Genomic DNA, 14,211 nt, shown 5'->3' on the forward strand with positions numbered 1-14,211 from the left:
GGTGATATCTGGTGATGGCAAAGGCCCGAACGGCGCAGCGGCGCCGGGGCGCGGCTGGCCCGAGGGCGGACAGGGGCGCTATTTTACCGTTTCGCGCTCCTGCGCGGGATCATGACCGCGCAGACTACCGAATTGCAGTGCGTATTGGCGCGTCAGCTCGGCACCGAAGAAGAAGATTTGTGCCGAATAATAGATCCAGAGCATCAGCGCCACGACCGATCCGGCTGCCCCGTACGACGATGCCACCGCACTGTTGCCCAGGTACAGGCCGATCAGGCGCTTGCCCACGGCAAACAACAGGGCCGTGATGACGGAGCCCATCATCACGTCGCGCCACGCGATGCGCGCATTCGGCAGCATCTTGAAGATCACCGCGAACAGCGCGGTAACGACGGCGAACGAAAACAGCGTCGAGATGCCTTCAGCCACCGGCGCGAACCATGTGGCCGTCCAGAGCTGCCCCCAGAAACGGTCGATCACGGCCAGCGCGGCATTCACGATCAGCGACACCAGCAACATGAAAGCCAGAACCAGAACGATGCTGAACGACAGCAGCCGGGCCCGCAGCAGCTTCTGCCAGCCAGCGCCGGCCGGCGGCGGCGCATGCCAGATGTCGTCCAGGCTGCTCTTGAGCTCGGCGAACGCACTGGTGGCGCCGACGAACAGGATGCCGGTGGCAATGATTGCCGCCACGCCGCTGCCGCCGGCGCGATGCGTGGCGGCCAGAATGCCCTCGATCGCGGCGGCGCCCTTGGCACCGACCAGATCCTGAATCTGCGCGAAAATCTCACCGCGCGCCGCCTCGGCACCGAAGAACAGTCCGGCGATGGAGATGACCAGCACCAGGATAGGCGCCAGCGAGAACAGCATGTAGAAGGACAGCGCCGCGCCCTTGCTGGCGGCGCGATGGTCCAGCCACGAATTGATCGAGGCCGACACCACGCGCACGGTGCGCCCGCCGGTGTGCCGGTCTGGAAGCCAGCGCCTGGGCGCCCGTTGCGAGGAAGCGTGCTCCGGGTTGTTTGGGGCGTGTTCAGGGGGCATGGCGTTCATCCTTGGGTAACTTCGCCAAGCATAAGTGCAGGGATCGGCACCGTCAAAGTCGTGCGGCCGCGCCACGATGAATACGACCGCCGTTATCGGCGCCCGGGCTTGAGTTCATCATAGTGCGCGCGGTCAAGCGCCGCGCGGACACGCCTGCTAGAGTAGATCAAGGCACAACAACCGGCCGGGCCATCCACTCGCCGGGATATCAGGAGGCAATCGTGATTCGCACCATGCTTGGCCGGTCCCCTGTTGTGCGCAGCATCGGGCTGACGCTCTGCCTGACGTTCTGCCTGGGCGCGCTTGCAGGATGCGATCGGAATCAGGCGCCGGGGCCGGGCCCCAAACCCATCTCCAGCAACGGATCGCAGGCCGCAGGCACCAGCGCATCGTCACCGTCTGGCACGCCCCGCTAGAACACCGCACCGAGCGTGGTACGGTCAGGTTCGGCCAGCACCGAGCGTACCCATTTCTGCGGCAGCGGATCGCCTGACCGCCTGTTTCAGCGTTGCAACAAGGTGCACAGGCATCGTTGTCTGATAAGACTGACATGCCATGTGGACGTCCAACCGCTCACCCCGTGGCGTGGACTCGCATGGCCGCCCTTCCAGTGGATGCGCAGGCCGTTAATCCACCGCACATCTTCCGTTTCCCCCCCGAATCCGACCCGGGCCGCCGACCAGGCCAGCCCGCTGACGCGCCCACGGTTTGCCAGCTTGTTGCGCGCGTGCACGCGCTAGCAGCGGACTTTCACGCCTTCGGTTACAGCCGCGAAACCGAATGGCATCGAAGCATGCCATCCCGCCGGGAACGCTTGGCACGTCAACGGCCTGCAGGCCTTGCGGCACAAGAGAAAGCATGACATTGGCACGCTTGTCGCTCTGGAGAGTCAGTGCCAGAAGAACACGAGCCAGTGACAACAATACGAAAGTAACCCCGGGAGAGGAAACAGCCATGCGTCATCCACCAGCGCGCATGACGGCGCGCAGACGCGCCTATCGACTAGCGGGCCCCGCGCCAAGCGTCCAGGATCTGCTGTCGCCGCCCCTGCTTCCGTCGCCGCGAGCGCCCAGACGGCCCGCCACGTCCTATTGCGCGGCCGCCGGCTGTGGCGTGGCTGCCTGCGCCAGCCGATCCCGCAGCGGGCCGCCCGGTTACTGACGGGCCTCTTTCTCGCGCGGGCGGGTGATTGGTCGTTGCTTTTTGTCGCGCGCGGATCTACACCGGTTTACGTGCTCCGTCCCCCGGCGGGCACCTTTTTTAGTGAGGGAGGGAGCCACCCATGCACGCAAGAGTCCTTGCCGCCCTCGCGCTGGCCTTGCTCTCGAGCATTGCGACGCCGGCCCTGGCAGGCAACTACGCATACTTCGACCGGCCCGACGACATGAACTTGAACAGCCATGCGGCCGTCAGCAACGACACCTATGTACGCACCTTCGGCTGGGCCTGGGGAGACGTGCGCTTCAAGCCGGACCAGCCGGCGAAATCCGATGAGCGGCAGGCTCGCGATAACGCGATCGATCCGCACGAGGTGCTGCCCGATCGCAACCACGATGGCACCACGCCGCCGCGCGGACGGCGCGGCAAGATCAGCATGAGCTGATCACTCCGGGAAGAGGAATCGTTCGGCATTGCGCGGGCCAAGCCGCGCTAGCCTGCCACCGCTGTCCGGGCGGCAGGACAAAGGAGACCTGGCGAGCGGACGTCGCCGGGTCTCCCTTGGCACTTTCTGCACGTGCTGTTTCTGCACTTCCTGTGTCGAGGTCGCTACTCCGCGGACGCGCTGGGCTGCGTGTCGATACGGATGTTGTGTTTGTGCATCAACCGGTATAGCGTCACGCGCGACACGTTGAGTTCGCGCGCTGCCGGCACCACGTGAAAGCCATGGCTGGCCATGACGGAGCGGATCGCCTCGCGTTCTGCCTCCTCGCGAATCGCGTCCAGCGTCTTGCGTGGCACCTCCACCCCACCGTGCAATTGCAGATCCTCGGCCGTGATTTTCCGGTTGTCGGTCATCACGATGGCGCGACGCACGCGGTTGATCAGTTCGCGCACATTGCCCGGCCACATGTACTGCATCATGGCCTGCGTCGCGCAGGTGGAAAAGCCACGGATACGCCGGTGCGCCTCGTGGCCGTGTTCTGCCAGCACCGTATTCGCGAGTAGCAGGATGTCCTCGCCACGCTCGCGCAGCGGCGGAATGGTCAGTGTCAGCACGCAGAGCCGGTGGAACAGATCGGAGCGGAACCGGCCGTCGCTTTGTGCCGCTACAAGGTCCACGTGCGTGGCGGAGATGATGCGCAGGTCGAGCGGAATCGACTGGTGCCCGCCCAGGCGCGTGATCATGCCTTGCTGCAGGAATCGCAGCAGGGCAACCTGGCTTTCCAGCGGCAGGTCACCGATTTCATCGAGGAACAGCGTGCCGCCCTGGGCCTGCTCGATCCAGCCGATCTTGCGCTGGTTCGCGCCGGTGAACGCGCCCTTCTCGTAGCCGAACAGTTCCGATTGCACGAGGTGCGATGGAATCGCGCCGCAGTTGATCGCCACGAACGGCCCCTTGCGGCGGCTCGATGCTTCGTGGATGGCCTGGGCCGCGAGTTCCTTGCCCGTGCCCGATTCGCCGGAGATGAACACCGGCGCGTCGTTGTGCGCGACCTTCGCCAGCGAGCGGAACATGTTGCGCATGGGCGCGCATTCTCCGATCATCGGCCCGCGCGCCACCAGTTCGGGCGAGCGAGCGCCGTGCAGACAGGCCATGCCATGCGCGTGCTTGAGCGTGTAAAGCAACTCGTCGAACGAGAATGGCGTGCGTACATAGTCGACACAATAGTCCCGGATCAGACGACGGATACGCTCGTCCTCCAGCATCGCCGTGGATGTAATCGCGACCCACATCACGTGCAGGTGCTGCAGCGCCTGTTCGAGCTGGCTCAGCTCGGCATCGGTGTAAGGCGTCTGCAGGTCGAGCACGCCAGCCATGGGCGAACTCGCACGCACCAGGCGCTCGAGGTCGCGAACCTGCTGCACCCGGCGGATTTCCCATCCGGAGCCAAACTGGTTCGCGTTAAATCCAAAATCTTCATAGCGCGACACGAGCACGATCTGTGCGGTCCGTGTCGGCGCCTTGCACAGTCGGTCCATGACGTTCTCCCGGACGTTGAACTTCTTGTTAGTGGCGGAACCCGAGCCCGCAGGTGTGGCGGCGAGCCGCATGGCCCGTTCGGGGTCCGCTGGCTGCGCGGTCGGTGCCGCGCGCAACGTGGGAATCACGGTCTGGACAAACTGTGTGGGGGTTCTTCCGCGACGCTGACATCGTCGCGTCCGGCGCTCAGCTGGTCGCGGATTCGTCGGCGCACCATGTCCTTTTCGAGCATCAGTTCGATGTTCGGTGCGTCGGGCGACTGGCCGGAGTACTGGAAGTACAGCGTCTTGTAGGTCTGCTGGCTGAGAATCCATTCCTGGAGCAGCTTTCGCTGTCGCGAAAGCTCTTCGGCCAGCAGGCGGTGCCGGTGCAGTAGCGCCTCTACCGCGGCGCGGGTGCGCGGCGATATTTCCTGGTCATCGGCAAGCACGGCGGCGACTTCGGCAATGGCGTAATCCTCGTGCCAGTCTGACAGCGCGATGCCTGCTGACGATTCACCCAGGACAGTCCACGCACGGTGGGCGGACGGCTTGGCGGATTCGCTGATGGGCCCGATGGCGGGACGCCGGATTTCTCCTGCGGTCATGATCTGTTCCCCGTTGCACAACATCCCCCGGCACTACACGTTCGCTTGTTACCACTATCTCTGTTCTGGATTGGATCTGTCTTTATATGACGCGTATCTGGTTCGCGCGCTCTTTATTTCGTGGTGGCGAAGCCGTTGGCGCAAAAGCGAACGGTCTCATTGTCGGCCGGTCCTTGTATTGGCTGAAACTTGCCGGACCTGGCGCTTTGTCGGAAACGCTTGCCGGTCATCGCCGGCGTCCTCCGAAACCCGGAGTCAAGAAAGGGCGCTCTTGCGCCCTCAAATTTTTGCCACGCCTATAGTTCAGTGCATTTGTCCTCTTTTGTCCAGCCCGGCGTAGTCCCCTTCCTCCTACTCTCATACTTTTGTATGAGGCGTGTACGCGGCTTTATGTGGAGGCCGCAAGGTAAATAAGCACTCACATTCATCGCAGAAACGGGTACGGTTGGCGTCGGAACCTCGCGTTTCATACGCAGAAATAGGTACGCACTGCAGCATTTGCTTCCGCCGAATGTCATCGTTTTCATTTTGACGATGACGTTACAACGCTCACGGAAAGAAAAAGGACGGCCGAGGCCGCCCTGTTTTCCCTGCAAATGGCTAAGCCGCCGTGCTCAGTGCCCCGGCAGGTAGTAGAACTTGAACAGGAAGACGGCCGCGATGACCCATGCCATCACCGGCACCTCGCGCGCACGGCCGGTCAGGAGCTTGAGGCCGGCGTAGGCGATGAAACCGAACGCCACGCCATTGGCCACCGAGTACGTGAACGGCATGCCAAGCGCCGTCAGCACCGCGGGCACGACCTCGGTCGCGTCGCTCCAGTCCACATCGACCAGTTCGCGCAGCATCAGGCAGGAGACATAGAGCAGCGCGGGCGCCGTTGCATAGGCGGGAACGGTGCCAGCCAGCGGCGCAATGAACAGGCACGCCAGGAACAATACCGCCACGGTTACCGCTGTCAGGCCCGTGCGGCCGCCGGCCTGCACGCCCGAAGCGCTTTCGATATAGGCCGTGGTAGACGACGTGCCGAGCAACGAGCCAGCCATGATCGCAGTGCTGTCCGCCATCAACGCCTTGTTCAGACGGTCCATCCGACCTGCCTTCAGCAGCCCGGCGCGATTGGCCACGCCCATCAGCGTGCCAGTGGCATCGAACAGCTCCACCAGGAAGAACACCAGCACGACATTGACGATGCCGATCGACAGCGCAGCGGAAATATCAAGCTTGAACAGCGTGGGGGCGATGGACGGCGGCGCGGAAAATACGCCGTGGAACGTGTTCCCACCGAAAACGAAACTCAGGATCGTGGTGCCGAGAATGCCGATCAGGATGGCACCTTTCACCTTGAGATGGTCCAGCGCGACGATGGCGAAGAAGCCAATCACCGCCAGGATCGCGGACGTCTGGTGCAGGTCGCCGATGGTGACAAGGGTGGCCGGGCTGGCGGTGATGATGCCCGCATTCTTCAGCGCGACGATTGCGAGGAACAGGCCGATGCCGGCGGTGATCGCTACGCGCAGCGCGTGCGGAATCCCGTTGACGATCATCTCGCGCACACGAAACAGCGTCACCAGCAAGAAGAGGCAGCCTGAAATAAAGACCGCGCCAAGCGCGGCTTCCCACGGCAAGCCCATGCCTTTGACGACGGTGTAGGCAAAGTAGGCGTTCAGCCCCATGCCAGGCGCCATCGCGATCGGATAGTTCGCGTAGAACCCCATGATCAACGTGCCGATGGCAGCAGCCAGGCACGTGGCCACGAACACTGCATCTTTCGGCACACCGGCATCGCCAAGGATGCTCGGGTTGACGAAGATGATGTACGCCATGGTAAGAAAAGTGGTCACGCCCGCGAGAATTTCGGTGCGGGCGTCGGTCTTGTGTTCACCGAGCTTGAAGAGGCGCTCGAACACACCGGTCGATGGCTGTGCGAGAGTGGATTCGCTGCCTGGCCGTGGTCTCTGGTCCGACGTGGACATCACTGGTCTCCTGACTGTTGACGAAGTGCTCATTGCGGCGCCAGCGCTGTCTGCCAGCGGGCACTTCATCGACAATATGCAAAAAGGCGAGATGATCCCATATGCTGGGTTTGTTGATCCAGCTTAGGTTCGGGTAATCCCCTGCCTTGACGGGAGCGACAATCCCCCGTATAAATCTCCGCCAGATTCAAGCGACGAGGCAACAGTTCATTCGTTAGCCACCGTCTTGGTACTTCGGTTGTCCATGGTGTCCTTTCCTTGAGTTCGCTGTACGGTGGTGTGTGCACCATCGGTTTCTTTTATATTTTTTTTGGAAAGCAATACCATGCAAACCGGTATCGTAAAGTGGTTCAACGACGCCAAGGGCTTCGGCTTCATCAAGCCGGACGCTGGCGGTGACGATCTGTTCGCTCACTTCTCGGAAGTCCGTGCTGACGGCTTCAAGTCGCTGCAGGAAAACCAACGCGTGTCGTTCGAAGTCAAGAACGGCCCGAAGGGTCTGCAAGCTGCGAACATCACCCCGCTGTAAGCGTTGTGATTCAAAGCGCACCTTGCGGTGCGCTTGATCGCGAAAACCCGCCTTTATGGCGGGTTTTTTTACGCCCGTTGCTTTCGTAGCTCCCCAAGCCAAGCATCGCGCCTGGTGTTCCCCTGGCAGAACCCTGACCCACTCCTGATCCACTCGCAGAATCGGGTACGCTTTTTCCCGTCGAAGCTGGTGTGCGCGGTCCACTCCTCCTAGCCCAATCGCTTGGGCACGCAGAAATGGGTACGCTTTTCGCGCGCAACCGACGGATGCCTCCAATTGCTCCGCAGAAATGGGTACGCATGTAGGTTAAGCCGGCCCGCCTTCATGTCGCGCCGATCCAACGAGCCTAAGCGCCCAGCGTCACAGACGCTGGTCGACTTTTCCTGCTTATCAAAGAGGCAATCGGGTTATCCACGCAGAAACGGGTACAGCGCGCTCGCCACCACGGCGTTGATGTCCCATGCCGAAGGGTGCTCGCAGAAACAGGTACGCAGTTTTGCGGCGTTCGTACGCAGAAACGGGTACGGCCTTGTTGTTTCCCCCCCTGCGTTGTCGGGCTCTAGCCCCGCATGTATACGCAAGTGCGCCGCAGAAACTGGTACGCAACGGAACGAGCCAACTTGGACGTATACGTACTAAGTGGGTACTAGCTTTTTTTGAGAGACGACGTATACGTACCGGGCGCCGGTGCCGCCGGTCGTCCAGGTCGTGTCGGCTCGCAGAAGTAGGTACGCTTGCGTCTTTACGTATGGCGTTGGAGTACGCAGAAATGGGTACGCGACGCGTTTCCGAGGGTGGTCTCGGCTCCATGCGCAGAATTGGGTACGCCGCAGAAATAGGTACGCTTTGGAGGTTTTGCGTGCCGATTGGGGTTCAGCGCAGAAACGGGTTCGTTAACAGTCGATACAGGCGCAGAATCGGGTACGCCCAGACCAGTTCCTCGATGCTGACAAGCCGTTTGCGTACCCGATTCTGCGTGGACAACACCCTTTCTGGCCCTCGGGTGCATGTCATATCGACGGCCCCCGAGGCTTTCGCGCAGAAACAGGTACGCTTTTATGCTTTCCTGCTGTGGAAAACCCTGTGGGATCAGTGACTTATCCACGCAGAATCCGGTTCGGCGATTGCGCTGAAACGGGTTCGGTTTGTCGCAGATTCGGGTTCGGCCGTTCGCAGAATCGGGTACGTTTACACGCAGAAACGGGTACAAGTGGGGTCAATTTCTCCTTTGTAATCAGGGCTCGAGTCACCCCGTATACGGTTTACGAGTAGTTAACCCGTATCGGTATCGTTTACTTGTAGTGGATGAGCAGGCAACCGTGGACAACCCTTCGGGATTGCCCACCGTCGACCTGCCATCTCACCACTAGCCGGATACCCGGCACCTGAAACCCGTTAGCCAGCACCAAGACATGGGAAATACGTATACGTACCCGTTTCTGCGTGACAACGTTTACGTGATCGCGTACAAAGGCGGGTAATTCGAAGCCCGTCAATATGCCGATCAAACGCTCAATGGCCGTCGACGAGGATCGCTCCGTCCTGGTAGGGGACAACGAGCCATCCCGTATCATCGTTCCCGGAAACGAGAACGGCCTTGTCCCATCCGAAAAATTCCAGCGCCTGTTCGACGAGGCTCAGGCCATGGAGCGCGAGGACGCATGGCAAAGCGGTGAAGTAGGTTTTCTGAGCCGTGCCAGCGTTCAGGTAACGCTGCCCTATCGCGCGCCCAAAGGTGCGCCGCCGGTGTGGACGCGCACAAGTGGCAACATCTCGCTGATGATCCAGCCTGGCTATTTCACGCAGCAGCGCTCCGAGCGGGCTACGAACGGCCGGCAGAAGCTCGTCTCGGAAACTGTATCCCTTGGCTACCCCTACGGGTCCTACCCCCGCCTGATGCTGGCATGGATCGGCAAGGAGATCATGGCCAAGAAGAAGCGGGGCGAGTTCACTGGAACCGTCGAGGATCGACGTATTTCCCTTGGCAACTCGCTGTCCGAGTTCATGTACAACCTCGGCATTCCGATGGCCACCGGGGGCAAGCGTGGGACGATGACGCTGGTACGCCAGCAGATGATTCGGTTGTTCTCCGCGACGATTGCGATCGTGCAGAACAAGTCGGTGCCTGTGCCGAATCAGGCGCCGAATCATGAACCGCTATCGATCGATCGCGTTGGCTACTTGCTGGCGGATCAGCTGTCGACATGGTGGGATCCGATGCAGCCAGGGCAAGGCTCGATGTTCGAGAGCTTCGTTGTGCTGTCCGAGCCGTTTTTCAACGAGCTGGTCAACCGCCCGGTACCCGTGGATATGCGCGCGCTCAAGGCACTCAAGCAGTCGCCCTTCGCGTTGGATGTGTATTCCTGGCTGACGTATCGTTTCTTCACGATTCAGCGGCGCACCGAGATTCCCTGGGAAGCCTTGCAGATGCAGTTCGGCACGGAAACGGAGAGCGAGCGCAAGTTCCGGGCGCTGTTCCGTAAGGCGCTCAAGGACGTGCTCGTGGTCTATCCCGGGGCGAAGGTGGATGCCGACTCTTCGAAGGCGCTGATCTTGCAACCGTCTCGAACGAGCGTCCGCAAGCTTTCCTGAGCCCCTTGGCGGGCAAAACAAAAAAGGCAAGCGTTACGCTTGCCTTTTTTGCTGCCGGACGAGTCACTGACGCGATACGCCGACGCTGGTGGTGGTCCAGCTTACGCAGGCTTGATTGCAGATGCCTGCAGACCCTTCGGGCCCTGCTTCACTTCGAACGTCACGCGTTGACCGTCCTTCAGCGTCTTGAAGCCGCTGCCCTGGATTTCCGAGAAGTGAGCAAACAGATCTGCACCACCGTCATCCGGAGTAATGAAGCCGAAACCCTTGGTCTCGTTGAACCACTTGACCGTACCGGTTGCCATAAGAATTTCCTTTCGAAGCAAGTTCGTTACACAGCGCAAACAACCGCTCAAGCATGTTGAATTCTCGTAGAAACCGAACGGAAGCCGACGAGGTTGACACGACTTGACTCGACTGTAGCAGGCATCATAACCACAATGTGTTGCGGTGTCATGTGCGCCGTAGAGCGCACTACCCCTACTTTAGGCGGATTCCGTACCGCTTTTCAAGAAGAAGCGATCTGCGCAGGCAATTCAAGCGGATTTCCGTTGCTTGGCAGGCTATCACTCGCTTTCCATTGCGTTGTAACGCCCTTACGCTCTCGATCAGATTTCAAAATTTCAATTTTTGAAAAACGGGTTGTAGTGGAATGTCGATTTGGCTAAAGTGACGCCTTAACTGAATACCATCATTCGCGCTTTCAGCGCTGAAAGTGAGGCCGTAGTGGCAGCAAAGATCATCACCGTTTTCAACCAAAAAGGCGGCTGCGGCAAGACCACAGTCAGTATGCATATCGCTGGCACGCTTGGACTCCGTGGTGCCCGGTCGCTCTTGGTGGATATGGATGAACAAGGCACCGCTACGCGCTGGGCTGCGCAAGCCAGTGACGAACGTCCATTTCCGGCCTCAGTGATTGGATTGGCGCCTTCGGGAGGCGCCATGCACCGGGAAGTGCGCAAGTTCGTCAACGATTACGACTACATCCTTGTCGATTGCCCGCCAGCCGTCCACTCGGCAGCACCGTCGAGCGCATTGCTGATCTCCGATCTGGCAATCATCCCGGTCGTGCCGTCGCCGCCAGATCTCTGGGCAGCCGTTGCCGCCAAAACATTGGCGCAGCACGCCCAGGTACAGAACGAAACGCTTCAGATCCGTGTGATGGCGAACATGGTCCAGCGCCGCGTGTCTATTGCGCGCCAGGCCATCGAGATCCTCGGTGATGACGGCGATGTTCCTCTGTTGAACGCAATGGTCGGTTCACGATCGGCCTTTCGAGAGTGCCAAGCCATTGGCTGCACAGTCCACGGCGTGCCGGGCGCACGCGAGGCCGTGCAGGAAGTCGACATGATGGTGGACGAAATCTTGTCCCTGATTGAGTAATACCTATGGCAACGAAATTGAAGAGTCTCAAGGCGGGGATGCTCGCCGGCATGGCCGCGGAAAAGACCCGCAGCGACGCGATCGACCGGTTCGCGCGTGCGGAGGCGGCTATCTCCCAGCATCCAAACGGGCTGTTGCAGTCGGCACGCGCAGTGCCGCCGCATTCGACTTTCAGCGCTGAAAGTGAAGAGAGCGTGATCGAAGGGCGGACGCTGATAAAAATCCCAATCGCCCAGCTGCACGACAACCCCTTCAATGCCCGCCGCATCTACGATCCGGCGGTCGTGCAGGAGCGCGCGGCGTCGATCGCCACGCATGGTCAAAAGACGCCGGGCCTGGCTGCGTCCGACCCGACCCGTCCCGGCCACTACATCCTGATCGACGGTCACTACCGCAAGCGCGCACTGGCGTCGGCGGGCAAGCTCGAGATGGAATGCTTCATCGAGACCGACCTGAGCGATCTCGATTTCTATCGCCTGTCCTTCCTGCTCAACGAGCAGCGATCGGACCAGTCCGCACTCGACAACGCGATCGCCTGGCGCCAGTTGCTCGATGAAGGCAAGGTTCAGAAGGAAGACGAAATCTGCGAACTGACCGGCATGTCGGCCGGCACCGTCAACAAGACGCTGGCCTTGCTCAAGCTGCCCGAGTCCGTTTTGGCGGTCATGCGCGAACGTCCGAGCGCGATCGGCATTGCTACCGGCTACGAACTGACGCTGTACTGCAAGGTTGCCGGCGAAGACCGCACGCGCGATCTGGCCACGCGAATCATGAACGACGGCATGTCCAGTCGCGAGGTTGAAGCGATTCGCAAGCAGGCCCAAGAAGGGAAGTCCCGCAAGGTCAAGGAGATCAGCCGACAGTACAAGATTCGGACTGAAACGGGCCAGCTACTCGGGACGATCAAAGAGTGGGACTCCGGCCGTGTCATGCTCGATGTTCAGCTCACCGACCGCAGTGCCCGGGAAGATTTGCTGGACGTCCTCAAGGCCCGATTCGGCCTGGACAAGACGCTGATCTGAGCATCTTCCAACCATCACTATCTATCGCGATCCAATCGGGTGAGGAAATTGCCCTATTGGATTGCAATCACCCCAACCGCAACTGCCTCGGCGTGAAGGCTTCCACGTCGACGTCGTGTACCTCGGCAAAACGTCTCCAGCTCGCCCGGAGCAACTGATCCAAGCCACTGGCCGAGTAACCCGCAGTCGCTATCGATTGCTTGGCTCGCCCCCGTGAAGTCGACGGGTACTCGATCGGCGCCAGCAACGCGGCATCCGGATCCCATCCCTCACTCAACGTATCCCAAGCCAGCTGCCGGTCCGTCCAATGGGCCGACAGGGCGGACCACGCCTCCCCATCGAGGACGATCTCGCCACGCCTGGCCGTACTCTTTGCTTCGAGCAGCAGCCGGCCCATAGGGGGCGCCGCAGACGGTGAGCAGGAAACATGAACCAGGCGAAACGAAGCCAGTTCGACGATCCGGATACCGTGACGGGCAAGCAGTAGCGCTGCCGCCAGCGCAGCACGCTGCCGTGGCGAAGACGGGCTGGCACCCAGCCAGGCCAGGAACGATTCGATCGTCTCGCGGGGTAACGCCGCCGGTTTGGAGGATGCCTGCACGGTGGCAATCCCATCATCGACTACGCCGCTCCGCGCCAAGCTGGCTGAATCTCCCTTGCGCAATGCCCGCAACAGCGCGCTGATCACCCGTATTGCAGCCTCGCAGGAACTGGTACGCAATGGCCCTTCGAACGGCCGCCAGTGCGCCTTGTCACGCGGGCCCGCCGGGCCACACCAGAATGATGAAGGCTCCGGATTGGCAAGAAACGCTCGATACGCATCCACGTCTTCGGCAGCCATGGCACGCAATGACTTGCCTTGCCCTGCAGCCCAGAGCAGAAACCGCTCGGCTTCGCGACGATAGCTCTTCCAGGTGTTTGGAGAGCGTGCCCGTGCGGCCACCCACCCTTGAACGTCCTTGAGTTCATCCCCGAGCGCCATCGCCCAGGCCGCAGATGTTTCCGGTGCGCGCATCAGTTCCAGCGGAACAGGGAATGCCATACCTCGCCCCAGCGGTTGCGCATAAAGTGCTTTACGATCCACCATTTGTGCCGATACGAGCACATGAGGACTGACCTTGAGCGCCGTCTGTGCGGATTGCGTGCCAAGCCAACGGACGATGATCTCGGCCGAATGGCGCCCGATACGCGGCACGTGGCGCCACCAGCCGCTGCCTTTTCGATTGGCCAGGTCGGTCATGTCGGCGATCGTCCGGATGCCCGCCGCCATCAGACGTCGAGACAGGCTGGGGCCGAACCAGAGGGAGACCTGATGCCCTGGCAGTGGGCGCCCCTGGCCCAATTGTTCGATCGAAGTCAGCGCATCCACCCGGCGAGTCATGCCGGCGTCGGAGCGCCCGCGCAGCGCCTCGAACATCTCCGCGATATCGGGGCGATCATGCTGCAAAGCGAACTGAACCAACCGGTCGCGCAGCGCCAGGATGCGCTGTATAGCCTGATGCTCGGTCAGATCGTCGTCGTCGTCGTCGTCGGGGTCTTGCAGGTACCGGTTGGCGATCTCCAGGGGCTTCATACCCTGGGCATACGCCCGCACGACGGCGAACTCCGTTCGCGTCAGTTTCGTGGCGGCCAGCGTATCTCGATCGTCAGGCATGGGGGTATATGGCCTCTGAATGCACTTTGTGCGCTTGGGATTTCGTCCGGCGTGCGCGAACGCCGACATTGGCCATCCGCGCATAAGTGACTGAATTACAACAGGATTATTCAGTCTCCTGTTTCATCCGGCCTGTTCTGCATCACAAAGTGCAATGTAAATTATTTTTTGCCAGAAGCATAGTGATGCGCCTGATCTTGCTGGGTGGCGGATGAACACCGATGTCTGGTGCACCTGTCGGCAGATCGAGCACAGGACAGTGACGTCACGCTGGTCCGGGGCC

Annotated in this window: 11 protein-coding genes; 5 read left to right on the plus strand and 6 right to left on the minus strand. The window is 61.0% G+C overall.

The window, feature by feature from the left end; all coding sequences use genetic code 11:
* Window positions 1-78: 78 nt before the first annotated feature.
* Entirely contained in the window at window positions 79-1,044 is a 966-nt protein-coding gene (locus D769_RS14940; RefSeq protein WP_035883080.1) for a YihY/virulence factor BrkB family protein, read from the minus strand.
* A 1,282-nt stretch (window positions 1,045-2,326) separates the two neighbouring features.
* Between D769_RS14940 and D769_RS14945 the strand changes: the two genes are divergently transcribed.
* Window positions 2,327-2,647 (plus strand): hypothetical protein, encoded by a 321-nt coding sequence (locus D769_RS14945; protein ID WP_008646357.1) that lies wholly within the window; start codon window positions 2,327-2,329, stop codon window positions 2,645-2,647.
* 164 nt (window positions 2,648-2,811) lie between these two features.
* Here the strand turns inward: D769_RS14945 and D769_RS14950 are convergent, their stop codons facing one another.
* From D769_RS14950 to D769_RS14960, 3 genes are all read right to left on the minus strand, one after another.
* Window positions 2,812-4,185, minus strand: coding sequence for a sigma-54 dependent transcriptional regulator (locus D769_RS14950; protein ID WP_008646359.1), 1,374 nt, complete (start codon window positions 4,183-4,185; stop codon window positions 2,812-2,814).
* Between the two features lie 125 nt (window positions 4,186-4,310).
* On the minus strand, window positions 4,311-4,772 hold the full coding sequence (locus tag D769_RS14955) for a hypothetical protein (protein ID WP_008646363.1): 462 nt from the start codon (window positions 4,770-4,772) through the stop codon (window positions 4,311-4,313).
* Between the two features lie 614 nt (window positions 4,773-5,386).
* A complete protein-coding gene (locus D769_RS14960; protein ID WP_035882941.1) occupies window positions 5,387-6,748 on the minus strand; it encodes an NCS2 family permease in 1,362 nt (453 codons plus the stop codon).
* Between the two features lie 325 nt (window positions 6,749-7,073).
* Here D769_RS14960 and D769_RS14965 point away from each other — a divergent pair, with 325 nt between their 5' ends.
* Window positions 7,074-7,277 carry a cold-shock protein gene (locus D769_RS14965; RefSeq protein WP_008646365.1) on the plus strand — a complete coding sequence of 68 codons (204 nt, stop codon included), beginning with the start codon at window positions 7,074-7,076 and terminating at the stop codon, window positions 7,275-7,277.
* 1,497 nt (window positions 7,278-8,774) lie between these two features.
* Complete coding sequence (locus D769_RS14975) at window positions 8,775-9,869, plus strand: replication protein RepA (protein ID WP_008646367.1); 1,095 nt, start codon at window positions 8,775-8,777, stop codon at window positions 9,867-9,869.
* A gap of 101 nt (window positions 9,870-9,970) precedes the next feature.
* Here D769_RS14975 and D769_RS14980 read toward each other — a convergent pair whose 3' ends face one another.
* The gene (locus D769_RS14980; protein ID WP_006159056.1) at window positions 9,971-10,174 is read right to left on the minus strand and encodes a cold-shock protein; all 204 of its coding nucleotides are present in this window, start codon (window positions 10,172-10,174) and stop codon (window positions 9,971-9,973) included.
* A 421-nt stretch (window positions 10,175-10,595) separates the two neighbouring features.
* Here D769_RS14980 and D769_RS14985 point away from each other — a divergent pair, with 421 nt between their 5' ends.
* Together D769_RS14985 and D769_RS14990 are read left to right on the plus strand one after the other, a co-directional pair.
* Window positions 10,596-11,252: an AAA family ATPase gene (locus D769_RS14985; RefSeq protein ID WP_008646379.1), complete on the plus strand. Its 657-nt coding sequence runs from the start codon at window positions 10,596-10,598 to the stop codon at window positions 11,250-11,252.
* Window positions 11,253-11,257: 5 nt separating this feature from the next.
* On the plus strand, window positions 11,258-12,274 hold the full coding sequence (locus D769_RS14990; RefSeq protein ID WP_008646381.1) for a ParB/RepB/Spo0J family partition protein: 1,017 nt from the start codon (window positions 11,258-11,260) through the stop codon (window positions 12,272-12,274).
* A gap of 67 nt (window positions 12,275-12,341) precedes the next feature.
* Here the strand turns inward: D769_RS14990 and D769_RS14995 are convergent, their stop codons facing one another.
* Window positions 12,342-13,997 carry a site-specific integrase gene (locus tag D769_RS14995; RefSeq protein WP_234707010.1) on the minus strand — a complete coding sequence of 552 codons (1,656 nt, stop codon included), beginning with the start codon at window positions 13,995-13,997 and terminating at the stop codon, window positions 12,342-12,344.
* Between the last annotated feature and the right edge of the window lie 214 nt (window positions 13,998-14,211).

The sequence above is a fragment of the Cupriavidus sp. HMR-1 genome (genome assembly GCF_000319775.1).
Lineage (GTDB): Bacteria > Pseudomonadota > Gammaproteobacteria > Burkholderiales > Burkholderiaceae > Cupriavidus > Cupriavidus metallidurans.